The 23200-nt window shown below is 55.9% G+C and carries 21 protein-coding genes and 1 riboswitch; of the genes, 12 read left to right on the top strand and 9 right to left on the bottom strand.

What is annotated here, in order from left to right; all coding sequences use genetic code 11:
- Positions 1-30: 30 nt before the first annotated feature.
- Positions 31-3507: a DUF748 domain-containing protein gene (locus tag MWC30_RS19795; RefSeq protein WP_244085935.1), complete on the bottom strand. Its 3477-nt coding sequence runs from the start codon at positions 3505-3507 to the stop codon at positions 31-33.
- 207 nt (positions 3508-3714) lie between these two features.
- Between MWC30_RS19795 and mscL the strand changes: the two genes are divergently transcribed.
- The 3 genes from mscL (at position 3715) to MWC30_RS19810 (ending at position 6226) form a co-directional block, all read left to right on the top strand.
- Positions 3715-4176, top strand: a complete 462-nt coding sequence (mscL, locus tag MWC30_RS19800; RefSeq protein ID WP_244085936.1) for a large-conductance mechanosensitive channel protein MscL — start codon at positions 3715-3717, stop codon at positions 4174-4176.
- A gap of 442 nt (positions 4177-4618) precedes the next feature.
- Positions 4619-5554, top strand: coding sequence for an alpha/beta hydrolase (locus tag MWC30_RS19805; protein ID WP_244085937.1), 936 nt, complete (start codon positions 4619-4621; stop codon positions 5552-5554).
- A gap of 165 nt (positions 5555-5719) precedes the next feature.
- Positions 5720-6226, top strand: coding sequence for a hypothetical protein (locus MWC30_RS19810; RefSeq protein WP_244085938.1), 507 nt, complete (start codon positions 5720-5722; stop codon positions 6224-6226).
- A gap of 110 nt (positions 6227-6336) precedes the next feature.
- Here MWC30_RS19810 and MWC30_RS19815 read toward each other — a convergent pair whose 3' ends face one another.
- From MWC30_RS19815 to MWC30_RS19830, 4 genes are all read right to left on the bottom strand, one after another.
- Positions 6337-6963 (bottom strand): LysE family translocator, encoded by a 627-nt coding sequence (locus MWC30_RS19815; protein ID WP_244085939.1) that lies wholly within the window; start codon positions 6961-6963, stop codon positions 6337-6339.
- Positions 6964-7041: 78 nt separating this feature from the next.
- Positions 7042-7467: a DUF4870 domain-containing protein gene (locus MWC30_RS19820; protein WP_244085940.1), complete on the bottom strand. Its 426-nt coding sequence runs from the start codon at positions 7465-7467 to the stop codon at positions 7042-7044.
- Positions 7468-7580: 113 nt separating this feature from the next.
- Positions 7581-8156, bottom strand: a complete 576-nt coding sequence (locus tag MWC30_RS19825; RefSeq protein WP_244085941.1) for a hypothetical protein — start codon at positions 8154-8156, stop codon at positions 7581-7583.
- Positions 8157-8281: 125 nt separating this feature from the next.
- Positions 8282-8980 carry a Bax inhibitor-1/YccA family protein gene (locus MWC30_RS19830; protein WP_244085942.1) on the bottom strand — a complete coding sequence of 233 codons (699 nt, stop codon included), beginning with the start codon at positions 8978-8980 and terminating at the stop codon, positions 8282-8284.
- A 457-nt stretch (positions 8981-9437) separates the two neighbouring features.
- Here MWC30_RS19830 and MWC30_RS19835 point away from each other — a divergent pair, with 457 nt between their 5' ends.
- Together MWC30_RS19835 and MWC30_RS19840 are read left to right on the top strand one after the other, a co-directional pair.
- On the top strand, positions 9438-10256 hold the full coding sequence (locus MWC30_RS19835; protein WP_244085943.1) for a transporter substrate-binding domain-containing protein: 819 nt from the start codon (positions 9438-9440) through the stop codon (positions 10254-10256).
- Positions 10257-10265: 9 nt separating this feature from the next.
- Complete coding sequence (locus tag MWC30_RS19840) at positions 10266-11006, top strand: amino acid ABC transporter permease (protein WP_244085944.1); 741 nt, start codon at positions 10266-10268, stop codon at positions 11004-11006.
- Positions 11007-11077: 71 nt separating this feature from the next.
- Here MWC30_RS19840 and MWC30_RS19845 read toward each other — a convergent pair whose 3' ends face one another.
- Entirely contained in the window at positions 11078-11812 is a 735-nt protein-coding gene (locus MWC30_RS19845) for an amino acid ABC transporter ATP-binding protein (RefSeq protein WP_244085945.1), read from the bottom strand.
- 328 nt (positions 11813-12140) lie between these two features.
- On the opposite strand from MWC30_RS19845, the gene MWC30_RS19850 reads away from it, so the two are divergent.
- Both MWC30_RS19850 and MWC30_RS19855 read left to right on the top strand, forming a co-directional pair.
- A complete protein-coding gene (locus MWC30_RS19850) occupies positions 12141-12809 on the top strand; it encodes a hypothetical protein (protein ID WP_244085946.1) in 669 nt (222 codons plus the stop codon).
- A gap of 310 nt (positions 12810-13119) precedes the next feature.
- On the top strand, positions 13120-15786 hold the full coding sequence (locus MWC30_RS19855; RefSeq protein WP_244085947.1) for a M1 family metallopeptidase: 2667 nt from the start codon (positions 13120-13122) through the stop codon (positions 15784-15786).
- On the opposite strand, the gene MWC30_RS19860 is transcribed toward MWC30_RS19855, so the two are convergent.
- Positions 15783-16118, bottom strand: coding sequence for a hypothetical protein (locus tag MWC30_RS19860; RefSeq protein WP_244085948.1), 336 nt, complete (start codon positions 16116-16118; stop codon positions 15783-15785). The two genes, MWC30_RS19855 and MWC30_RS19860, sit on opposite strands and share 4 nt — an antisense overlap.
- Before the next feature lie 606 nt (positions 16119-16724).
- On the opposite strand from MWC30_RS19860, the gene MWC30_RS19865 reads away from it, so the two are divergent.
- Positions 16725-17153 (top strand): hypothetical protein, encoded by a 429-nt coding sequence (locus tag MWC30_RS19865; protein ID WP_244085949.1) that lies wholly within the window; start codon positions 16725-16727, stop codon positions 17151-17153.
- Between the two features lie 12 nt (positions 17154-17165).
- On the opposite strand, the gene MWC30_RS19870 is transcribed toward MWC30_RS19865, so the two are convergent.
- Complete coding sequence (locus MWC30_RS19870) at positions 17166-17882, bottom strand: ABC transporter ATP-binding protein (RefSeq protein WP_244085950.1); 717 nt, start codon at positions 17880-17882, stop codon at positions 17166-17168.
- Between the two features lie 3 nt (positions 17883-17885).
- Positions 17886-18578: an ABC transporter permease gene (locus MWC30_RS19875; RefSeq protein ID WP_244085951.1), complete on the bottom strand. Its 693-nt coding sequence runs from the start codon at positions 18576-18578 to the stop codon at positions 17886-17888.
- Positions 18579-18744: 166 nt separating this feature from the next.
- A riboswitch (cyclic di-GMP riboswitch) is annotated at positions 18745-18821 on the bottom strand.
- A 324-nt stretch (positions 18822-19145) separates the two neighbouring features.
- Between MWC30_RS19875 and MWC30_RS19880 the strand changes: the two genes are divergently transcribed.
- The 4 genes from MWC30_RS19880 (at position 19146) to MWC30_RS19895 (ending at position 23103) form a co-directional block, all read left to right on the top strand.
- Complete coding sequence (locus MWC30_RS19880; protein ID WP_368860903.1) at positions 19146-19946, top strand: substrate-binding domain-containing protein; 801 nt, start codon at positions 19146-19148, stop codon at positions 19944-19946.
- A 78-nt stretch (positions 19947-20024) separates the two neighbouring features.
- Positions 20025-22112: a molybdopterin-dependent oxidoreductase gene (locus MWC30_RS19885; RefSeq protein WP_269467796.1), complete on the top strand. Its 2088-nt coding sequence runs from the start codon at positions 20025-20027 to the stop codon at positions 22110-22112.
- A 306-nt stretch (positions 22113-22418) separates the two neighbouring features.
- A complete protein-coding gene (locus MWC30_RS19890) occupies positions 22419-22646 on the top strand; it encodes a hypothetical protein (protein ID WP_244085953.1) in 228 nt (75 codons plus the stop codon).
- A 58-nt stretch (positions 22647-22704) separates the two neighbouring features.
- Positions 22705-23103, top strand: coding sequence for a hypothetical protein (locus MWC30_RS19895; RefSeq protein ID WP_244085954.1), 399 nt, complete (start codon positions 22705-22707; stop codon positions 23101-23103).
- The last annotated feature ends 97 nt before the right edge of the window (positions 23104-23200 follow it).

A 23200-nucleotide genomic window follows, 5' to 3' on the forward strand; every position in this document is an offset into this window, starting at 1 on the left:
GAACCATTCTGTGTCAATGAATGGACGAATTCATTTCTTTTGAGGGATCAACTCCAGCTTTGCCGTGATGGGCTCCTTTTCGTCCAAAACCTCCGGTGCCTTGACGCTCAGTCGCTGGGCAGGAATGCCTCCTGCCCGGAGGATCTCCGACACAATGGCTTTGGCGCGGGCTTCGGCCAATTGTTGCAGCTCCAGGTCTGAAAGGTTTTCCCGAATCAGAAGTTTTTCAAAGAGCGCGCGCGTGAGACGTTCAGTCTCCTGCCCCGGACCGCCCTTCGCCGTGCTCAGTGGAGATGCCGCCACGGATAGCGTGCTCTTGAGCTCATTCAGCTGCTCTTTTCCGAATTTTTCCGAGAAGAGCTTTTCCAGCAGGGGCTGGAGCCTCGGGTCGCTCACATCCAGGGGGCCGGGGTCTTCACCAGGCTCCAGTTTGGTGCCAAGGAGCTCGGCCAAGGTGCGCCGCAGAGAAAGGGATTTCATTGCATCGCCATCGACCGTCGGGCTGTATCGTCCCTGCACCGACAGGCTCAAATTCGGGCGAATCTTGAGGGCCGTCGACAGTTTCTGGAGCTTTTCACGCTCCGGAGGCGACAAAATGGCCGTCCCGGGGTCAAAGGCGACAGCCTCGATCCCCTCGTTCTCCTTACCCAGGAGGCCTCCCAGGAAGCGAATGGGCGAGGTGAGAATTTTGCCGATGAAGTTCTTCAGGGCCTTTCCAATGAGTTGTCCATAATTGAACTGAGGATCGTTCAGATCTCCTTCGACAGGGAGACCGATATTGATGCGTCCCCGGGAATCCTTCAAAAGCGCGACGGCCAGATCCAGGGGGAGGTCAAGGGCATCCGGACTCTCCACCTTTTCTCCGAGAGTCAACTGGTCCACGACGATTTTGTTGTCCCCCAGGAGCCTGCTCTCCTTGATTTTGTACTGAAGATCCAGGGAGAGTTTGCCCGAATTGATCTTGCGACCCGCGAACCTGCCGGAATACGGCGTCAACTTCGTCATCTCCACATTGCGAAAGGTCATATGGATATTGGAGAACCGAACGGGATCGAAAGGATTGATTTCGCCTTTGATGGCAGCATCGCCGTAATCGTCGACATTGCCCTTCAATTGGACCTGTGTTCTAGAGTCTTTAGAGGAGGACAGACCGTTGATGACACCCGTCAGTTGATGGATCTTCGTCGCGAACTGGGGCTCCATGCTCAAATCTGCAAAATTGAGGAGGCCGTTTTCCAGGTGAATTTTGTCCACCCGCAAGGGGAAGGGCTCTCCTGCCGTCTTTCCGGGAGACGCAGATCGGGGGCCTGTTCCCTTCGGAGTATCTTTCCCGCTCGAGGGCTGTTTTTTAAACACCCGTGACAGGTTCACCGTACGATCCTTCTCGATGATGAACTCCCCGAAAGGCTGAGAAAATTTCATCTCCCTGATCTTTAGAAGGCTTGGGTTCAAAGAGAAATTCAACGCGGAGCCCATGAGGGACTTCCAACCAAAGAAGGGCTCCTGAGATCCCGGCTCGGTGAGCAAAAGATTTTCGGAGCTGAATTGCCCGTCGTATGTCAGGTGCGGTCCATCTGATCCCTTCTGGTAGCGGAAGGTCCCCTCGGATGAGAAATCCCCCTTTTGAAGCGTGAGGAGGACGAAGCGATCCAGGTACGGCTGCAGAGGAACCAGGGGGAACCGCGACACATGGACATTCGATTCCACCCATGAGCCGTCAGGCTGTATCTCCCCTTCAAATGCGCATTGCCCTCCCTGGCGCAATTTGAAGCTCAAGGAAAACGCCATGGGTTTCGGCTCCCCGACGGGACCCAATTGGAGGGCCAGGTCCTCCAGGTTGAAGACGGGCTGGGGACTTTGCAGCCCGAGGTCCGAAAAGTCCAGCCCGAAGCGGACCATCTCGATCATCTGGACGGCAAATCGCCATGGGGCGTCTTTTTCCTTTCCGCCGGGCGCTGCGGGCGGAATCGTTCCTTTGGTTGGAGGAGCAAAAAGGCGCTCCCAGTTGATCTGTCCTTCGGCATTCCTTACGACAGGGATACTGGCCCCCTCGAGACGCACACGCGACACCTCCACAGCGCGGTCCCTGAGGTTCAGCTTTCCACCTTCAAACTGGACAGCTTCGATCCCGAGAGAAGTATCGCCAGGCACTTCAGTTCCCGCACGAACCTGCTTCAGCCCCCCGGAAATGCCGTGTAAAAGGACATTGGTCCCCCCTGGGCCGGCTTCGATCTCCCCACTGAAAGCCCCGTCCAGGCTGGACACAGCTCCCTGGACGGCAGGGGAACGGCCTTGATCCAGGAAAGTCACTCCGAAATCCTGGACCTCCACCTCCTTCAGGAGAATCTGCCAGGGAGATGCAGGGGCGGCCGGGGGGGAATTGGCCGGAAGCTTCGGTTTGAAGGCAGGTTTAGGGGGCGGGGAAGGGGGCCTCGAAGCCATCATGTCCTGCACATTGAGCTTTCCGTGCTCATCCATCAAAAGATCCATGGCCCCACCCTGCAAAACGATATTCCCCACCTCCACCTTGCGAGCCGCCAGGTCCAGGCGAGCTCCGGCAAGCTGGAACTTCCCCAGCTGAAAAAAGGCTTTGGGAGCGTCACTGGATTGGAGCGCCAGGTCGGAGAGGCTCAGCTCGAGACCCTTGAGGTCCAGGGCGGGAGCAGGTGCAGTGAAATCCAGAGCATATTCAGCCTTCAGGTCGAGGATGCCCGGTGGAGATTGAAGCCGTAGCTGGTCTTTCAAGAAGCTCCAGGGTGTGGACAATTTGAGCTTTTCCAGAGTCAAGGTGCCGCTCGACTTCAAGTCGTGGAGAGCGAGATTCCCCTGGCTGTGAAGGGCTCCCCCGTCGGGCAAGCCCACCTCCAGGCTCCAGGTCGCGGGGGGTGTCGGGAGGGTGGAAAGCTGAACACAGTCAAAATCCAGGGGCTGGATGCGCACGGATACAGGCTCTGGATGCCGCTTGTCGGTGAAGGTCACCTCCCCGCGCGCCACCTTGAGGCGCTCGACTCTCAAAGGCGGAATGCTCCCTGCACCGGGAGCATCCGAGACTTTCCCGGGTGTTTGCAGTCGGGTCAGATTGAGGGCACCATCCGCTCCCAGGGTTATGTTGACCCCGGGCTCCTCCAAAGAAAGCTCCGAAAGCGTCCACACCCCTTTCCAAAGGCTGCTCCATTCCAAGTCCGCGGCGAATCCCCTGAAACCTGCCAGAAGCGCCCCGCCGGGCTCCTCCAGTCTCAGCTGCACCACCTCGGCCTTCAGAAGGAAAGGATTGAAGCGTACGGCCTCCATGCGAAGCTGCAGATGCAGCTTCTCCTGAACATATCCCGAGAGGAAGCGATGCACCGTCAAGGGAAGCACGAAAAATCCCAGGACCGTATACAGCGCAAGCAGGACCAGTAGACCGGCTGCGGAGAGGAAGCAAATTTTCCTGGGCAGGGTGCGACCCACGGCGGACTTCAAGCCGGTAAAAAATTCGCGAGGGGAGAGCGTTCGATGGGATGGCATGGAAAATCCATTCTTGTCAGGTGAATTGATACCGCCAATGCTTTACTGGAAATATGGACAAAGAATGAACATGGAGTCCTCTTTGACTGCATGTATTCTAATGAAATAGTTGCAACCAGAGTAGGGTGAGCTTACATTGGTGGAAATATTACCATGGATTCACTGTGAGTCCTGCTAACAATCCCACCGAAAAGAGAGGAGAAGAACGTGTTCAAAGAATTCAAAGAATTTGCCATGCGCGGGAATGTCGTCGACATGGCGGTCGGTATCATCATGGGTGCTTCTTTTGGAGCCATTGTCAATTCTATCGTGGCTGACATCATCATGCCCCCCATCGGCGTCCTCCTGGGTAATGTGGATTTTTCCGACCTTTTCATCACTCTGAAGGATGGGGCAACGGCAGGCCCATACCTGGCCCTGGCCGACGCCAAAAAGGCCGGTGCCGTCACCCTCAATTACGGGTTTTTCATCAATACGGTCATCAGCTTTGTCATAGTGGCTTTTGCCGTATTCCTGCTCATCAAGAGCATCAACAAGCTCAGAGCGCAGATGGAAAAACCGGCCGCTCCCGAGGAGGTCACCACCCGGGAATGTCCATACTGCTTCTCCTCCATCGCCCTCAAAGCCACACGCTGTCCCCATTGTACATCGGAAGTGCAGCCCGTCTAGACTGAGGTTGACGAAGTCCATCTATCTCCATTCGAAGGTTCAGCAGAGGGCCGTTGCCCTTTTCGCTTTCCATGGGAAGGATGCTCCCTTTCAGGCGGAAGTTCCGCGGGAGGGAGCATTTCCTGCGTTTTCCACGGTATTCTCCCGCCAATCTACCGCCCTTCGTCAACCCGGTCCACCGCAGTGAAACGCATCACCGGGTCCGGGAGGTTTAAACCCGTCCTGGGAATATTCCTGCGGCGCCTGCTGCCGCACAAATCGTTTATTGACACCTTGGGAGAAGATATGCAACTCTGAAGTCGATTCGAACCGGAATCCCGAGGAAATGAAGGTCCGCGTGCACACTGGAGGATCTCGATTTGCAGCCTTGAAAGGGTCTTCCGCCGTGGGACGCTTTCCACGACTCCCGGCGGCTAGTAGGGGCTGGATATGGGATACGGCCATGTCCATGGAAAACATTCAGGAAGTCAAACAAAACGTTCCGCATGTCCCTAAAAAAATCATGCGCCAGGCAATGGTTTTCGCCATTCTTTCCATTTTGAGCGTTTATTTCTTCATGGGAGCGATCCTCTACATTTTTCAATCCCATTTCATTTACTTCCCTGACCGTGAGATCGTGTCCAATCCTCACAACATCGACCTTGCCTACGACGCCGTCACCTTCAAGTCCGCAGATGGCGTCGAGCTCTTCGGATGGTTCGTTCCGGCTGAGCGGGAAAGGGCGGTGATCCTTTTCTGCCATGGAAACGCCGGAAACATTTCCGACCGGCTTCAGTACATCAAGATGTTCAACTCCATGCAATTCAGCGTGTTCATTTTCGACTACCGAGGCTTTGGGAAAAGCCATGGATCACCCAGTGAAGAGGGCACTTATATCGATACCCGGTCAGCCTGGGATTATCTCACTCAAACGCGGGGGGTCGATCCGGGTGACATCGTCCTTTTTGGAGAATCCCTCGGGGGAGCGCTTGCCGCCAAGCTGGCGTCGGAGACGCATCCCGCAGCCCTCATCCTCCAGGCGACCTTCACCTCCATACCCGATATGGCGGCCCATCTGTACCCGGTATTTCCTGCCCGGTGGCTTTCTCGTTATCATTATGATACATTGGAATATCTCCGCCGTGTCACGGTTCCGGTTTTGATTGCCCACAGCAGGGAAGACGAAATTGTACCCTACAGTCAGGGTCTGGAGCTTTTCCATGCCGCGCGCGAGCCCAAACAGTTTCTCGACTTGAAAGGCGACCACAACAATGCGTATGAGTTGACGGGTGAGGCCTACTCAGCCGGCATCGACGGGTTCCTGAGTCAGCACATCCGGCGGCAGATCACTCAGAGGCTGTCTAAAAACTCGTTTCCTCGTCATTCCGGCGGTCTTTAAGCCTGAATCCACCCCAGCGAAAAACCTGGATTGCGGCCTAAAGACCGCCGGAATGACGAAATAAGGTGCATGCTCAGCGTGATGGACTCATTTTTGGACAGCCTCTGAGCCAATACCCCACACGACCCGGCAGCGGGTCTCAACTGAAAATCAAAGGAGAAACCGATGGTTCAGTTCATTAAAAACAAGCTTTGGCAAACTTTGCCAGCAGTCGTGCTTTTAGCTTTTCTGACCGGATGTCAAAGCCTTTCTTTCAGTGTCGTGGGGAAGACGGTTTCCCCGGGAAACTGGATTCCTCTCAAGGAAAGCGGCAGAGAAGTTTCTTATTGGCAGACACGTGACCTGACCCTAACCTACGACTACGAACGCAATCAGAATACCCTCAACCTGAATGGATCAGTGGATTTTGCTCCTTCATTGAGGAACAACTTCACGTATATCGAATACTTTCATATAGCGGTCCTCTTTTTGGATTCCCAGGGAAAGGTCCTGGAGATGCGAGGACTCCTCAGTTCCAGCGCGCAGCCCATCGACGATTCCATGGATTTCAGACGAATGCTGACATTACCTCCCGGGAGCCAATTCATTGCCTTCAGCTACAGAGGGCAGGCACGCTCGGCTTCGGATGAGTCGGGCTCATCGACATACTTTTGGGAATATCCCATTCGGTGAGAAGGCGGTTTTTTCTGACGAAGACCGGGCGATGGACGCCAAAAGCCGGCCACGCGCCGTTCTGCCAGCATGAGGACGGGTCGGAAAGACGTCGCACGTCCGTCGTCCGGTCAAGAAAGCTTGAACAGCTTCCATCCTTCCCAGAGAAAGGACACCCCAAATCCCAGAAGGATTACCCCCAGAAATCTTAAGAGGTTGATATAAATTCGACTGCTCAGGAAGGTGCGAAACCGTTCCACGACTGCTGCCACGACGATTTTCGATCCCAGAATAAAAATATAAAATCCCGAAATGAACAAGACACAGCAAAGGGTGCTGACCTGGGATGCTTTCAAGAGCATGGGGGCTCCCACGGCAAACCAGAACATGTAGGGATGCGGGTTCAAAAAATTGGTGATGACGCCTTTTTGCAGGGATTGAGGCTTCGCCTGCTGCATTGTCTGGGGGATGTCCCGGGTAGTGAGGCTCTCGTAACCCAGGTAGAAAAGAAAAACGGCTCCGCAAAGGGAGACGGCTCCCAGGACAGGCTTCAGGTCGGCGAGTCGCGAAAGGACCCACACAGTGAAAAGGACGATGGGCAGATCCGTGATGAGGGGAGACAGGGAGACCTTGATGCCTTCCCGGAGACTGTGCTTCAGGGTCTCTGAAATGACCAGAGCGAGGAGGGGTCCGGGGGAGAGACCCGCCGTCAATCCCAGGAGAGCTCCAGACCCCAGGTAAAGGATCTCTTCATTCATGCTGCCCGTCCGCGGAAGAAAGCGTTGTTCCACCCCCGTCGCCTGATGTGCTGTCGTAACATTCCAGGCGATCCCATACTAGCGGAGGAAGCGGATGGTGTAAGGGTAGCGGTAAGTTTTGCCTTCATTGGCCTTCCCGGCAGCGATGATGACCAGGATCACGTCGGCAACGGCGAGAATCATGAGCAGAAAGAAGCCGATAAACACAAATGCTGCCAGCGTGGAAGCCAGCGCATAAATGGTCATGGAAATCTGGAAGTTCAATGCCTCCTTGCCCTGCTCATCCACAAAGGGATATTGCTTTCTTTTCAGGAGCCAGATGGTCAGGGGCGCAAGGATATGGCCAAAGGGGACAAGAAAATAGATGGAAACGGGAAACCAGATGAACCCCACGAGTGCGCTCAAGTGACAAAACATGCCCCAGGTATGCTCCGGGTTTTCGGCGGGAGGCTCACTGGGATCCGGCTGGGACGTGGGCGGCAACTGCTGGTTTGCTTCCGTCATGAAGACACCTTTTCTCGGCTCATGGAGAATATCCGGTCAGGGGATCGAGTCCTCCATGGAGGAGGACTCGAAGAATTCACTGCGGACTGATACGTCCCTGGGCAGACAGCGGGTTAGTTCTTGGGTTTTTCGGCACCCGCTTCGGGCTGCGGTGTTTGCCCCTTTTCCCCCATCATGGGGCAATTGGACATCATGGGACACATAAACCCTTTGCCCCCCATGCCTTTCATGCCCCCATGCATCATTTTCCCACCACCCCTCATCATGCAGCACATGCCCATATGCTGCATTTCGGCCATCTTGGCCCGCATTTCCTTGCGCTGGGTGGTCATGAGCTCCAGGACAGCCTCCATGGCAGCTACTTTTTCATCGCCCTTGGCGGCTTTCATGGCGGCAATTTTAGCATCCAGAGCGTCATCCATTGCCTTCATGGCGGCAACGGCTTCATCATGTTTGGCCATCATTTCCTTGCGGCGCTCTTCCATCCACTTGCGATGCTCCTCACTGCCCATTTTGCCGGGCCCGGCACCCATAGGGCCATGATGATATCCACCCTCTTCCACGGCCGTCTTGGCCGCGGGCGCCTTTTTGTCCGCTTTGTCTCCCGATGACTGAGCATACAAACCTGTGGCGGAAAACACCAGCACCAGTGCAAAGAGCAAAGGCACGACGGATAGTGATCTTTTCATATCGTTCTCCCTTTTCAGTCCCGTTATGCTTGGGACCGTGCTCGCTTTCTTGAAAGCCTTGGTTCAGGGGAAAGCAATCTTCCTCCTGACAAGGTTTTTACGCTTCTCCTGCCGACGGCGGCGTGCTATTCCCGACGCCCAAAGAGCCGCAACAGCATGAGAAAAAGGTTTATAAAGTCCAGATAAAGCCGAAGTGCCCCGATGACAGCTCCCTTCCTCGCCATTTCTTCGTCTCCGAAACCCTGGAGTGCCATGGCCTTGATCTGCTGCGCATCATAAGCGGTCAATCCCACGAAGACGATGATTCCCGCGTAGGTGATCACCCAGTAGATGGCCTCACTCTGGAAAAAAAGGTTTACCAGGGAGGCGATGATGATCCCGATCAGCCCCATGGTGAGAAAACTGCTCCACGAGGTGAGGTCCTTTTTTGTCGCGTGCCCGTAGAGGCTCATAGCCCCAAAGGTTCCGGCCGTAATGAAAAAGGTGTTGGCGATGGATGCCTGAGTGTAGGCAAGAAAGACCGCCGAGAGGGTTACCCCGTTGAGTGCCGCATAGACGAAAAACATCATGGTGGCCGTTGACGCTTTCAAACGGCCGAGTGCGGCACTCAGCGCCATCACCAATCCCAGTTCAGCGATGATGAGTCCAAAAAATATCAGGGGATTGCCAAAAATCATCTGCATCATAACCGGACTGGAAGCGGTAAACACGGAGGCAACCGCCGTGGTCGCCAATCCGAGGCCCATCCAGTTATAGACGCGCTGCACGAAGCCTGTTTGAATCTCAATGGCACGTTCTTTTTGATAATAAATCTGTCGGTCCATTCTATGTCCTCTTTCGATAAGAAGGTTTACGTTGAACGCTGAACTTGACCTCTGCGCCTTCCCAATGGTTCTATTCCCCGGCGCCGAAAAGCCCCTCTCAGGTCTGGAATCATAAAGGGCTGAGCCGATTGAATCAAGCAAATCAACTCTTCACTAAGATAATATTCATAATGCAGGTGTCTACTAAAGGATAAAATGCGGGGCCTGCCCAAGGAATCGATCAATTAAGGTTTTATTAGAGAATACCTTCTGGTATCATGCCGATCCATGTGAGAGAGATTGATCGACACTCCCTGCAGTCGGCTTTTCAACGGGTATCTATCTGCACGGCACACTCAGTCGTCACTGAACGGCAGCCTGTCACCGCAGCCGCTCGCAAGGCGTCGCAATCCGCGGGTGAGAAAGCCGGTGCATTGCGGTTGTAATATCTGTCAAACCTTACAAAAGGAGCGGACGAATGCGGCGAACCATTTTGATCGTTTTTTCACTGGCCCTTGTTTTGAGTGCACTCCCGGGATTTTCTCACGCATTGACCACTTTCGAGATCTTCGAAGCGAGCACCCTCAATGAAATCATCAAGCGGAACAAGCTGATTGTGGGCATGGAAGTTGAATTTTTTCCCTTTGAATATGCCAATGAAAAGGGCGAGCCGGTGGGATTCGATGTGGATATCGCCAGACTTGCAGCCAAGGAACTGGGAGTGGAAATAGAAATCAAGGATATGGAGTTCAACGGACTCATCCCGGCCCTTCAGGGGGGCAAGGTGGACATGATCATCTCGGGTATGACGCGTACCCTTACCCGGGCAAAGACGGTGACCTTCACCGATCCCTACTTCGAGACGGGCCTGTGCCTGCTGCTCAGCAAGAAAAAGGCACCGGACATCAAAGACGTGAAGGAGCTCAATGCGGAGGGGCGTGTCGTCGCCGTCAAGCTGGGCACCACGGGGGATATCATTGCCACGCAAATGCTTTCCAAGGCTCAAATCAACCGCTACAAGGATGAAACGGCCTGTGTGCGGGAAGTGGTGACGGGACGTGCGGATGCTTTTCTCTATGACCAGTTGTCCATCAGCAAGCACCACAAGGAAAATCCCGAGAGCACTCGGGCCATTTTAAAGCCCTTCACCTATGAACCCTTTGCCATCGCCCTGCGCAAAGGGGACTTCGATTTTCTGACCTGGCTCAACATGTATCTGGAAATCATCAAAAGGGACGGGCGCTACGACGAGCTCTACAAGAAATATTTCAGCGATCTTCTCAAACAGGCTCCATGACCCTTTAACATGGAGACGGAATACAGGATTACAGTACGAGTGCTTGCCGTCCTCGGAGCGGCGGCAGGCCTCGTTTTTCTTTTTCTTCAAATCGACTATCCCTGGAACTGGCGCGTCCCCTGGGAATACAGGGCCCTCTTCATCCAGGGCTTTTACCACACCGTCGCCATTTCCATCGGGGCCACCTCACTGGGGCTCATGCTGGGGATCGTGGGGGGATTGGCGAAGGTTTCCCGGAACATTATCGCCCGGGAAGTCGTCACCCTTTATGTGGAGCTCTTCAGGGGAACCCCTCTCCTCGTGCAGATTTACATCTTCTATTTTTGCGTGGCGACTGTCGTCCATTTCGACAATCCCCTGATCATCGGCATGATCACCCTGGCCTTCTTTTCGGGCGCATACATCACGGAGATGGTCCGGGCGGGAATTGAATCCATCGACAAGGGCCAGTTGGAAGCAGCCAACTCCACGGGGCTGAACCATTGGCAGACCATGCGCTATATTGTCTTTCCCCAGGCCCTGCGGCGCATCATCCCTCCCGTCACGGGGCAGTTCGTGTCCGTCGTCAAAGACTCGTCCCTGCTCTCGGTCATTTCCGTCAGAGAGCTCACCAAGGCCTCAGAGATCATCAACGCGACGACCTATAAGACCTTCGAGGCCTACCTGCCCCTGGCGGTGCTCTATCTATGCATCACCTATCCTTTGTCTTACCTGACGCGGCGCCTGGAAGAAAAGCTCCGGCATGACTGATCTCCCCTGGGAATCACCAGTGGAGAGGAAGGATGGATCGCTGTTTCCTGCCTGGCGCCCCTGCGATGCGCTCAATGCATCGGTGACAGGACCTGCTTCAGGAACTGCTGGGTTCTCTCGTGCTTCGGATGGACGAAAAACGCATCGGGATCCGCCTCTTCCAGGATAATTCCGTTGTCGATGAACACCACCCGGTGGGAGACTTCCCTTGCAAATCCCATTTCATGGGTCACCACCACCATGGTCATTCCCTCCACGGCCAGGTTTTTCATGACCATGAGGACCTCGCCGATCATTTCGGGATCCAGGGCCGATGTGGGCTCGTCGAAGAGCATGATCCTGGGCTTCATGGCCAGGGCGCGTGCGATGGCCACCCGCTGCTGCTGGCCGCCTGAAAGCTGGGACGGGTAATCCTTTCGCTTCTCCTCCATGCCCACGCGCTCCAGAATGGCCATGGCCTGATCTTCCGCTTCCTTTTTGCTGATTTTCCTGATTTTCATGGGAGCCAGGCTCACATTGCCCAGGACGCTGAGGTGCGGGTAGAGGTTGAACTGCTGGAAGACAAAGCCCACTTCGGCGCGCAGCTTGTTGATGTCCGTCCCGGGATCCGATAGATCCTTCCCGTCGACGATGAGTCTGCCGCGATCGATGGGCTCCAGTTGATTGATAGTGCGGATGAGAGTCGATTTTCCGGAACCGGAAGGGCCACACACCACCACCACCTCGCCACGCCGGACGGTGAGGTTGATATCATTGAGGACGTGAAGCGTCTTAAACCACTTGTGCACTCCTTGGAACTCGATCATGGAAGCACCTTAACGGGAAAATGTTGGTTTGCCCCTGTATACTCAACAAGAACCATCCGGTCAAGAATACCCGGTTCAGATCTCCGTGTCATCTGATTGTCGGTTGATTTGTCATCCCTTTTTTCTCATAATGCTCCCTGACGACCCGGCTCAATGCCGTTGATTTACCCACTTTCGTCATTCCGGCGAAAGCCGGAATCCAGGAAAATAAAGGCTTTCTGGACCCCGGTTTTCACCGGGGTGACGTTAAGGCAACAACATTGACGACCCCGCCGGGCCTATGCGGGCATTCTTCCAGTTCACTGTCAAACCCCAAAGGAGTTTTCCCTTGTCGAATGAAAAGAGAGTGGCCGAACCCGAGGGTGGCAGCCTTCGGCGCGCCATTCGGGCTCTTACCGGGTTGGTCCTGGCTTTATTCCTGTTGGGCTTGGCGCTGACCGCGGCACTGCATCTTCCTTTCATCCAGAAAATGGGGGTCAGCCGCTTTGCCGGGCAATTGGAACGACGCACCGGATATTCGCTACAATTGGGCTCCTGCCGCATGTGGCCCTTTTCCCCCCTCCGCCTGGCAGACCTGCAGGTGCTGGCTTCGGGGAGGGAAGTGCTCCGTTGTCCCCGTGCACTCATCGAGTACCGTCTTTCGCGTCGATGGCCTTATATCGTGCCTCTGGAGATTGAGCTTTACAGGCCGATCCTCTATCTGGAAAAAGATCTTCTCCAAGGATGGCGAATCCCTGTTCCGGAGAAGCGACCCGCCACACCGTCCGCCGGCACCGGAAAGACGGCCCCCCGGGATGCGTCTCCCTGCACCGAATTCCCCTTGCCCAGGCTGCGCGTAGAAGCCGGAACCATTTTGGGCCAGCAGGATGGGAGGCAGGTCATGGCTCTGCGGGATGTCACTGGAGCAGTGAACATGAAAGTCGATTGCAGCAGTGGAAGTCCTCGAATTAAAATGGACCTGCAGCAGTGGCAGGGAGGCCTGGGATTTGGAGGCTGACGGCACGGTCTTGGGAAGGGTGTTATTTACCGTGAAAATCCCCCTCAATCCCCCTTTGATAAAGGGGGAAGAGTCGCGTTTTCCCCCCCTTTATCAAAGGGGGGCAGGGGGGATTTTATTGACGGGGGTGAACACAAACGAGTTCATGACCGTTATTCTTATACATCCTGAAGATTGAAAGCCTCATCAGTGTAGGAGCGGCATCCTGCCGCGACCCCCAACCGTCGCGGCAGGATGCCGCTCCTACAAAAGACAGGGAGTCAAATGTTTTGTACCTGATCGAGCAGATGAAGAACGGAAAGGAAACAGTGTGAGCGCGGAAAAACAACCGTACAAATATCGGCGTGAAGATTTTGGTGAACTGTCCATCGACCTGCACCACCTGACAATCCGGCTCAATTTCATTGACGAGCGCGTCGAGGCGAGCAATTGTCTGGAGATGACGGCTCGTCACGACCTGGATTCTATCGAACTGGATGCCCGAGACCTGACAATCCTCCGGGTGGAATGGTGCGATGAGAAAGACGACGCGGAAGGAGAGGGTGTTGCCCTGGACTTTCGATACGAAACGGAACGGAACAGGCTCGTTGTCACTCTGCCGCGGCGGGTGCGGGCCGGTGAAAGATTCCGGGTGCGGACCCTCACGGAGTGTGTGCCCTCAGACCACATCCTGGAAGGGATCTATAAGGATGCCACCCCGCCGGGAGCCCCCCAGCAGTATATGTCCCAGTGCCAGCAGTGGGGCTTTCAGCGCATCATGCCCATTTTCGACGACTGCAGGGCCAAGTGCACCATGACGACCACCCTGGAAGCCGATGCCCGTTATACGCATCTCATCAGCAACGGGAACATCAGCCGCAGCTCCAATCCCGACGGCAAACCGGTGCTCAAGCCCGGCGATCCCACGCGCCAGGTCATCACCTATGAAAACCCCATTCCCATGGCGCCCTATCTTTTTCTGGCCTGCGCAGGCACCTGGGACAGCCTGGTGGACCGTGTGATCTATGAATCCGGGCGCAGTGTGCGCCTGGAATACCTCGTGCCCCCCGGCAAGGTGGACGGCGCGCGCATTCCCATGGAAATCCTGAAGGAATCCATCCTGTGGATCGCTCGAGCACAGGATTACGAATACACGGGAGATACTTACCGGACCATCTGTATGAACAAGTCCAACTTCGGGGGGATGGAAAACGTCGGCAACACAACCATCGTGACGGATGCGGCCCTCATCGACGAGCACACCCTGGACACGTCGCTCCTTTATGCCCATGCGGTCATTGTGCACGAATTCGAGCACAATCAGTGCGGGAGCGAAACCACCATGGACACTCCCTTCGACGTGTGGCTCAACGAGGCCTACACCGTAGACGTGGAACGGCAGTTCATGGCAGACATTTTTGATTCATCCTTTGTGCGCCTGCAGCAGGTGGAGAGCATCCGGAACCCTCTCCTGGGTCCCCTCGCCATGGAAGACGGGGGCCATGTGGGTCGCATCGTCCGGGAAGGCTTCAACGACCCCGACGAGCTCATCGACGGCGTCACCTATGTGAAGGCGGCCGAGGTCATTCGCATGCTGCGCCTGGTCATTGGCGCCGACCATTTCAAGGCGGGAAAACGACTTTATTTTTCGCGTTACCGCCACGGCAACGCCACGACGGACCAGTTCTTTGCCTGCTTTGAGGAGGCGGCGGGTTGCTCCCTGGAACAGTTCAAAAGACAGTGGCTCTACACCATCGGCTACCCCAAGGTCACCGCCACAACCCATTTCGACCCCGCTGCAAGGAAATTCCGCATCGGTTTCCGGCAGGACCTGGCGGAGGGGCAGTCACCATTCCACCTCCCACTGGTTCTGGCGCTTGTGGACGAAGCGGGGGATGACGTGCCCGGGACGGCGTGCGTGTTCCAATTGAAAGACGCGGAATCGGAGCTGGTACTGGAAAATGTTCCCCGACGCCCGGCATTCGCTTCCATGAACCGTGATTATTCTTTTTACGGAACCTTCAGCCAGGCAGACGCCACTAGAGAAACCCTCGCCCTCCAGACACGACTCGATCCCAACCCGTACAACCGCGTGGATGCCATGCGCCAACTCACCGATCAGCAGCGGGTGAGGCTTCTGCTCCATCCCGACGCGCCCATCGATGCGGATTGGCTGGAGCTGTACGGGAATATCATCGGGGACCGGAGTCTCCCTTCCGCTCTAAAGGCCTATTTTCTGCGTATCGATGAGCAGCCCATGGATCGCGGCTACTCCGTCTGGTACCCCGAACTGGTCGTGGCCCGTGACCGGCTCATGCGTGCCGTCAATGAGAGATACCGGGACCAGCTCCTGGAAAACTTTCGAGAGCTCGACACCTATAAACGGGGGGGATCGCCCAAGGACGGCATCGAGGATCGCCTGTTGAAGCAGGTGCTCCTGGACCTCATTGTCATGGACGACAGCCCGGAAAGTCATCAGCTGATTCTGGACCACCTGGCGGCGGCGACGACGGCCACGGACCGCGTAGCGGCTCTCCTGGCCCTCAATCGGAGCGCATCTCCCCGGCGCCATGCAGTGCTGGAGGAGGTCTACGGATCCTGGCACACGCATCTCAGCGGGTACGCCAACTATCTCCGCGTCATTTCGAGCGGCACACAGGACGACGTGTTCGCCATGATTGCCCGGGAAAAGGAACGCCCCAGCTTCGACATCACGCAGCCCACGTGGTGCCGTGCGCTCTTTCTCCCCATGGCCGTCAATACGCGCAAGGTCTGGACGGACGAAGGCATCCGCTGGATCGGAGACACGGTCATCGCCCTCGCGCCCATCAACGCCACCACCACGAGCCGGCTCCTGAACACATTCCAGCACGTTCGAAAACTCAAACCTGAGCTGAGGGAAAAAGTCATCCCGACGCTTGAAAGGATTGTGGAAAGGGTTTCCCCGGAGGTCAGTCCAACCATCCATGGGCAGGCAAGCGCCTATTTGAGGTCCTAAGAGAGCCGCGTGCCGCAATGGGGGCACTTGTCAGGGTTGACGGTGGCCCCCAGGTAATATTTGTCATGACCCCGGGGAATTTCATTGCAGACGGGGCATTTGAACTGGCGGAATCCCTTCACGGCGAAAACCACCCCGGCCATGAGCTGCCCAATGGAAAGGGCCCGCCAGGTTTTCACAGGGATGCCCAGGAGATCGGGAAAACTGTCCACGACCTGCCGGAGAACCAAGCCCAGGGCAATGAGAATCATGGCGAGGACGAAATTTTTCAAAAGCACCTGTCGGCGACGCTGAAATTCTTCTACGATCTGTTGCTCTCTGAGATCGGGCATGTTTTCCTCCGTCATGGTCGACTGTTGGCTCCCCGCTCTTTGCACCGGAGCGTCGCTTTCTCATCAACCGTTGAATCCGCCTGCGGCAGTACAACGTCATTATACAGATTGCCCCCTGCGAAGTCATCCGCATAAGAAATCGTATACACTTCCACTACCCGCCAGGGAGGTGCAGCCGGTTGGGACGCCAGGGAGCAGAAGACCGTAGAGTGCGGCTTTCATCCACCCGAGTCCGAAAGCTGGGAAGGAAACCCGGCGCGGTTGCCTCCTGCCCGCCGCTGTGGCATACTCCCGGCTCACCGAAGCAAAAGGCCCCAGAGCGATGTTCCCAGGTGGCAATGTTGTTGACGTAACATCACCCCGGTGAAACCTGGGTCCAGAAAGTCTTTGGGCGAAGCGTTGACCCCGGGACGAGGTCGCACATGAAATGGAAAGCTGTTCTGCATGTCTGAGTTTGTTTGGTGCAAGAGGGAAGAACGCCGCATTCCTGCATTCAAGTGCCTGTTATGCCGGGATGATTGTTACGCCCGGAGGGACGGAGAGGGCGGAGCGGGCAATGCATTGGAAATATTGCTCAAATCTGGAAGATACAAGGAGTGTTATGTCATGAAGCGCAAGGAAAGTGTGGTGTCCGCCGAGAATTCCCTTCGCCAGTCGACCGAGACCGAATCCGGGAGTGCGGCGGACGTTTCCCCCGCCACCACCACCGAAAGCATGGAAAACGTTTATGTCATGGATGAGGGGAAGCTCAAACCCTTCGATCCGGAGGATTACACGGTTTCAAACCTCTACCAGGTGCTCGATGCTTTTTCCGTCGAGTGCAAGCTCGTACGCCCGGAGGATCCGTCCAACATCGTTTTTGAGGGGAAGAAGCCCTCCAGGAAAACGGTCCCCATGGTCGTGACCAAAGACGGGGAAAGCCTGATTTTGGATTCGTGGGAGGCACTGGACGCGAGGCCGGAACAACTGGCGACAGCCGTGGAAGTGATGGGGGTGACCCCAGTGAAGAAGGTCTTCGTGCTCAGGAGGAAATGACGCGCTTTCGGCCTACTCCCAGGGCACCCAGGCCCTGCGCTCCAGATTTTCCTGTCCAAAGATTTCCGCATTGGTCCCGCATTTGACGATCCGACCGTCGTAGAGCACCGCCGTACGTTGCGCAAGATAGGGAATTTCGGAATAATCGTGCGTTACAAAAAAGGTGGTCATTTTCATGTCTTTGAGGAGCTGTCCCAGTTCCTTCAAGAGCATGTTGCGGGTGGGATAATCCAGGGCGGCAAAGGGCTCGTCCAGGAAGAGCAGGTCGGGCTCCAGCGCAAAGGCTCGAGCGAGGCTGGTGCGCTGGGCTTCGCCGCCCGAAAGACTCCTGGCGGACTGGCGCGCCAGATGAGCGATCCCGAAGCGTTTCAACCATTTTTCGGTCCGATACGATGCGTCTTTGCGGGAGACGCCGCGGATGCGCAGAGCGACCATCAGATTTTCCTGAACGCTCATGTTGAACAGCAGGGACTCCTGAAAAACAACGGCCATGCGCCGCCGAAGCTGGAGCAGATTGCCTTTGTGTGCCGTCTCGCCGTCGAAGACGATGGTTCCTGCCGCCGCCGGATGAACCAGGGCCAGCGTCAGGAGGAGACTGGTCTTGCCGGCGCCGTTCGGTCCCACCATGGCCAGGACTTCTCCGCGCATGAGGGCGAAGTGATCAATCCGGAAGATTTCCCGATTCGCCTGGACGCAGGAGATGTCACGGGCTGTCAGCATCGGATCCATGGCTCATTTCCCCCGCTGCTGAAGATAACTGAGGCCTGTGGCTATTATAAAGGAGAGAAACAGGAGGATGATGCTGAGGGCCGTGGCCAGTTGAAAGCTTCCCTTGGAGACCTCCATGACCGTGGCGGTAGTGAGGACCCGTGTATAGCCCCGCACATTCCCACCCACCATCATGGATGCTCCCACCTCGCTGACGACACCCCCAAAGCCTGCGATCACCGCCGCCAGGATTCCCAGGCGTGCTTCCCGGAGCAGCAGCCAGAGGTATTGCAGCCGGTTGGCCCCCAGGGAAAGCATCTGCAGCCGGAGCTTGGGATTGACGGACTGGATGGCCGCCAGAGTGAAGCCCGTCACGATGGGGGATGCAATGACGGTTTGGGCAATGATCATGGCCGTGGGTGAATAGAGTATTCCCAATATTCCGAGGGGGCCGTACCGGGCCAGCATCAGCCAGGTTGCCAGGCCCACCACCACGGGGGGAAGCCCCATGGCAAAGTTCACGAGGCTCACCATGAGCCCGCGTCCCCAAAACTGAGTCAACGCCAATACGGTACCCGAAGGAATCCCTATCGCCACGCTGATACACGTGGCCACACCGGAGACCTGCAAGGTGCGGAGGGTGATGCCGAGGACTTCAGGATCTCCCCGAACCAGCAGCCTCAGGGCTTCGAGCAACCCGTCAACCAGGACGTTCAAATTACCCGCTCCTCATTCCTGTGAATGAATGCAGAGGCAAACGCTTCCAGTTTGCTTCGACGATTCAAAACAGACAATGCCGTCCGAAGGTTTGGACGCCAATTATGTATTTTCCTGCATATCGAATTCTTCAGGGGAAATCAACACGCGAGGAAAGATTGGACTTGGAGGCAACCCGGCTGTCTCGGCAGGAGACCCGTGGCTTTCCGTCCCCATCTCGCGATGGGTTTGGCTTTTCTTCCTGTGTCGTTTTTGGCACAATACATAGCGAATGCTCTGCAAGCTGTCAAAGCAATAAGAGCGACGGGTTGAAGCAGCCGGTCTTCAATCCGGAAGAGCCTCCATCCAGTGTCGCCACGCTGTGGCTTCCATTTGGGGGTAGACAAAAGTGTTTCTTTTGAGTATTTCATTGGGCGAGACAAGGTATAAATAATGTTGAGAGTTTACAATTTTCCGCCCGGTGGGGAAGCTCAAAATCATCTGGACGGCATGAAAAGAAGAGGAGGAGATACGATGCGGTGGCGTGTGATCGTTCTGGCAGGTTCTATGTTGCTGGCGGTTTGTTCCATGGCATGCGCTCAGGGAGAATACGACGGAGTCTATGGTAGTGGAGCCCATGCCTTCTCCATGGCAACGGGAAGCCCGGGTGAATTGGGTTTGCTCAAAGCGCTGGCCGATGGATTCACGCCCAAAACGAACACGAAGCTCCTCTGGAAAAAAGCCGGCTCCGGCGAATCCCTCAAGGCACTGAAAGACAAAACCGTCGATATGATCATGGTCCATGCACCAGCCGCGGAGAAGAAAGCCGTAGAAGAGGGCTGGGCCATCAAGAGAGCTCTCATTGGCTCCAATGAATTCTTCATCGTTGGGCCTGCCGATGATCCCGCAAAGATCTCCGAGGCCAAGAGCGCAGCCGATGCTTACCTGCGCATTGCCAATGCCAAGGCGAAATTCTTTTCACGGGGAGACAACTCCGGCACTCACAAGAAAGAGATGGACGTCTGGCAGCAAGCAGGGATCACGCCCTCCGGCGATTGGTATATTGTCACCAAGGACTTCATGACAGCCACCCTGAAGAGAGCCAATGAAGAGAAGGGCTATTTCATGACGGACAGCAGCACGTGGGTGGCTGAAAAGAAAAATGTGCCCAACCTGAAGATCCTCTTCAAGGGGGACAAATTCCTGGTGAACACCTACCATGCCCTTTGCCAGCCCGCTGGAGCCACTCCTGGAGCCCAATGGGCCGCCGCTTTCATCGATTTTGTCGCTTCCGAGGAAGGCCAGAAGATTATCCGCAACTACGGAAAAGAGCAGTATGGCCAAGGGCTCTACGATGATGCAGCCTATGCCAGGCAGTATGACGATTGAGCCGCTGTAGGGGAGCTTATGACGGAAAAGCTCGTCTCTGAGCCGTTTGAAGCATATTAAAGATTCGGGAGTCATGAAATGGCAAAGCAACAAATATTCAGTGTCTGTGGGATGTGCACCGTTCGTTGTCCTATTCAGGCCGAGGTGGAGGATGGGGTCTGCACTTTCCTCCAGGGGAATCCTCATGCATCGGGCATCAAAGGGGCAATTTGCGCCAGGGGGAGCGCGGGCCTCGGTCTCATCAATGATGACGAGCGACCCCAGGTTCCCCTCATTAGAACGGGTAAGAGGGGAGAGGGGCAATGGAGGGAGGCCTCCTGGGAGGAGGCGCTCGACTACGTTGCGGAGCGCATGAAAAGCGTCATGGATGCACATGGCGGGCGGAGCGTCCTCTTCTCCGACCGCGGCGGTCCGTTTCGAGACCTGCACATGTCTTTCATGCGCGGGCTGGGATCTCCCAACTACTGCAACCATGATGCGAGCTGTGCGCGCAATGTTCAGCATGCTGCCCTCTCCGTTTTCGGGTTTGGCCGCAAAGACCTTGTCTATGACTTGAAAAATGCCCGTCACGTGGTGCTCCAGACCAGGAATATATTTGAATCCATCAACGTGAAAGAGGTCAACGACCTGGCTGAAGCAATGGCGAATGGCTGTAAGCTCACGGTCATCGACATTCGAGCGAATACCACTTCCTGCAAAGCGGACCGTTTTTTCATGGTTCGCCCCGGCACGGACTATGCCTTCAACCTGGCCATCATCCACGTCTTAATGTCCGAAAAGCTCTACGACGCAGATTTTGCAAGGCTTTGGATCAATGACCTGAACGACCTTTACCGTTTCGTGGAGCCTTACACCCCCGACTGGGCCGAAAAGGAAACCGGGGTTCCCGCACAGGAAATCATTGCCTTTGTACGGGAGCTCGCCAAGGCGAAGCCGAGCGTCATCTGGCATCCCGGCTGGATGACGGCGAGGTACCGCGATTCCTTCTATGTGTGCCGATCCATCTACCTCATCAATGCCCTCCTTGGGGCCATCGGGGCCAAGGGAGGACTTCCCCTCGCCAACAAGCCGGAGGATGTCGGGCGCAAGGGGCTCAGGAAGTTGGTGGATCTTTTCCCAAAACCTGAAGACAAGAGGGCGGACGGCGCCGGATGGAAATATCCCCACTTCGATACGGGTCCCGGGCTTCTGCATTTGGCGTTCAAGGCCATGGAGACCGAAGATCCCTACCCGCTGAAGGCTTACATTGCGTACCGACATGATCCGTTGATGGGCTTTCCCGATCCGGAGGCCTTGAAAAAAATCCTGGACAAGCTCGACCTGCTGGTCTCGGTAACCTTCAGCTGGTCCGATACGGCTTGGTTTTCGGATGTCGTGCTGCCTCTGTCTCCCTACCTTGAAAGGGAAAGCATTCTGGCGTGCAAGAACGGGCTCAGCCCTTATTTCTTCGTGCGCCACAGAGCCCTCAAACCGCGCTTCGACACGCGGGCCGACTGGGAGATCCTCTGCGGGCTGGCCAAACGTCTCCATGTGGAGCCTTTGAGCTTCAATTCCATCGAAGAGATCTGGAACTATCAGCTGGAAGGCACCGGGGTCACCATGAAGGATTTCGAATCCACCGGCATGGTACCCCTGGCCGAAAAGCCCCGTTATCGAAAAGTCAACGAGCTCAAGTTCAAAACTGCGTCAGGAAAGATCGATATCCTCTCGGAGAGGCTGGAGAAGGCGGGTTTGCCGTCGCTGAAGCCATACGAATCCCCGGCTCGCCCCCAGGATGGCAGGTTCCGCATCACGTTTGGGCGATGCCCCGTACACACCCAGGGGCACACCGTGAACAATCCATACCTCTATGAGGAGATGCCCGAAAACGTCCTCTGGCTCAACAAGGATGTGGGAGAGGCGATGCGGTTGCAGGACGGTGAAGAAGTGGAGGTTTCAAGCAGCGGTCATACGGGCCGGATCAAGGTGAAGCTCACCGAATTCATCCATCCCGAAGCCGTTTTCATGGTTCATGGATTTGGGCACACCCTGCCAGTGGAGAGTCGAGCCTTTGGCAAGGGCATCCTTGACAACAACTTCATGCATGGGGGCCTGGAGCTTTGGGACCCGGCAGGGGGGGGCGTGGCCATGCAGGAGCATTTCGTAACCGTAAAAAAAATATCATGATATTCGGCTGACAAGTGTCCCCAACGACCGCTTCTGGTCGCTGGGGATACGGATAAATTATCCTCCACCTGATCCCGCAAGTTTTATGAAGGACGACTTCCCCTGGGTCGGGCTTCACCCGACTCCCTCCATCGTTTTGCTTGAATCCGTCCATGTATGATGTTAGGGTCCCGACCTGTTATGCCAATTGTGATAGGATACAAATTTCATTGAGGCTTCAAAATTTCGGTTTTTAGAGTTGTGATACGCGCTTACGTTGGCTTCGATGACACGGACTGCCTGGATTCGGATCGTGGAACAGGCAAATTGGCACGGTGGTTTCAAAAGGAATTGCCCGAGGGAAGCCGCGTGTGGGGAGTAGTACGCCAGCAACTTCTGGTTCACGAAAAGATCCCTTATACTTCGCACAACAGCAGTGCATGCGTGGTGGTGGAATTGGCCGAGCTTGATTTTCTTGACGACCTGATCTCACGGGCGGCTCGCCATCTTGAACGCCACGCTCTGGTGGGGACCCGGGCTTTGCGTTACCTGTGAGGGAGATCCCGCGCTACCTCGCTTGATCGATTTCAGTCAGAAATGTACGAGCCAGGTCATGACTCAGAAGGACGCACTCGAAGCCACACGCACTGTGCACCTTTCTGGCCATGGTGGAACTCATGACGGCATCATCGGGGCTGCCGCAGCGGTTGGCTTGACGGCTCACGGATGGAGCGGCAGATTCATCGAGTTCGGGAAACTGCGCGATGTGCCGGAGAGGGTCAGAGTATCCGAGTTGCGGCGTCTGAATATCCTTCCCGTCTCATTGGATCGTGACGGACAGGTTCCCGCTCCCGAAGACCTGGTGTACACGAAGGGGTGGCTGCGTCCCCGCCTGTGGGGAAACAGGCCCATTCTTCCCGTCATTCCCAGAGGGGAGGGCGTTTGGGAATCCTTGGGAGACAAGCGGCGCAAAGGCGGTAACTCGGAAAAGCTTCGTCTCCTCAGCGCCTGATCCAGCAGCCCGTGGTCCCGTACTACAACGGGACGTTCAGGCTCCTTCGCCCCCATTTTGGGGGAGAGGGCTGGGGTGAGGGGGCCTGCAACAGAAG

The organism is Desulforhabdus sp. TSK, assembly GCF_022836495.1.
GTDB lineage: Bacteria > Desulfobacterota > Syntrophobacteria > Syntrophobacterales > Syntrophobacteraceae > Desulforhabdus.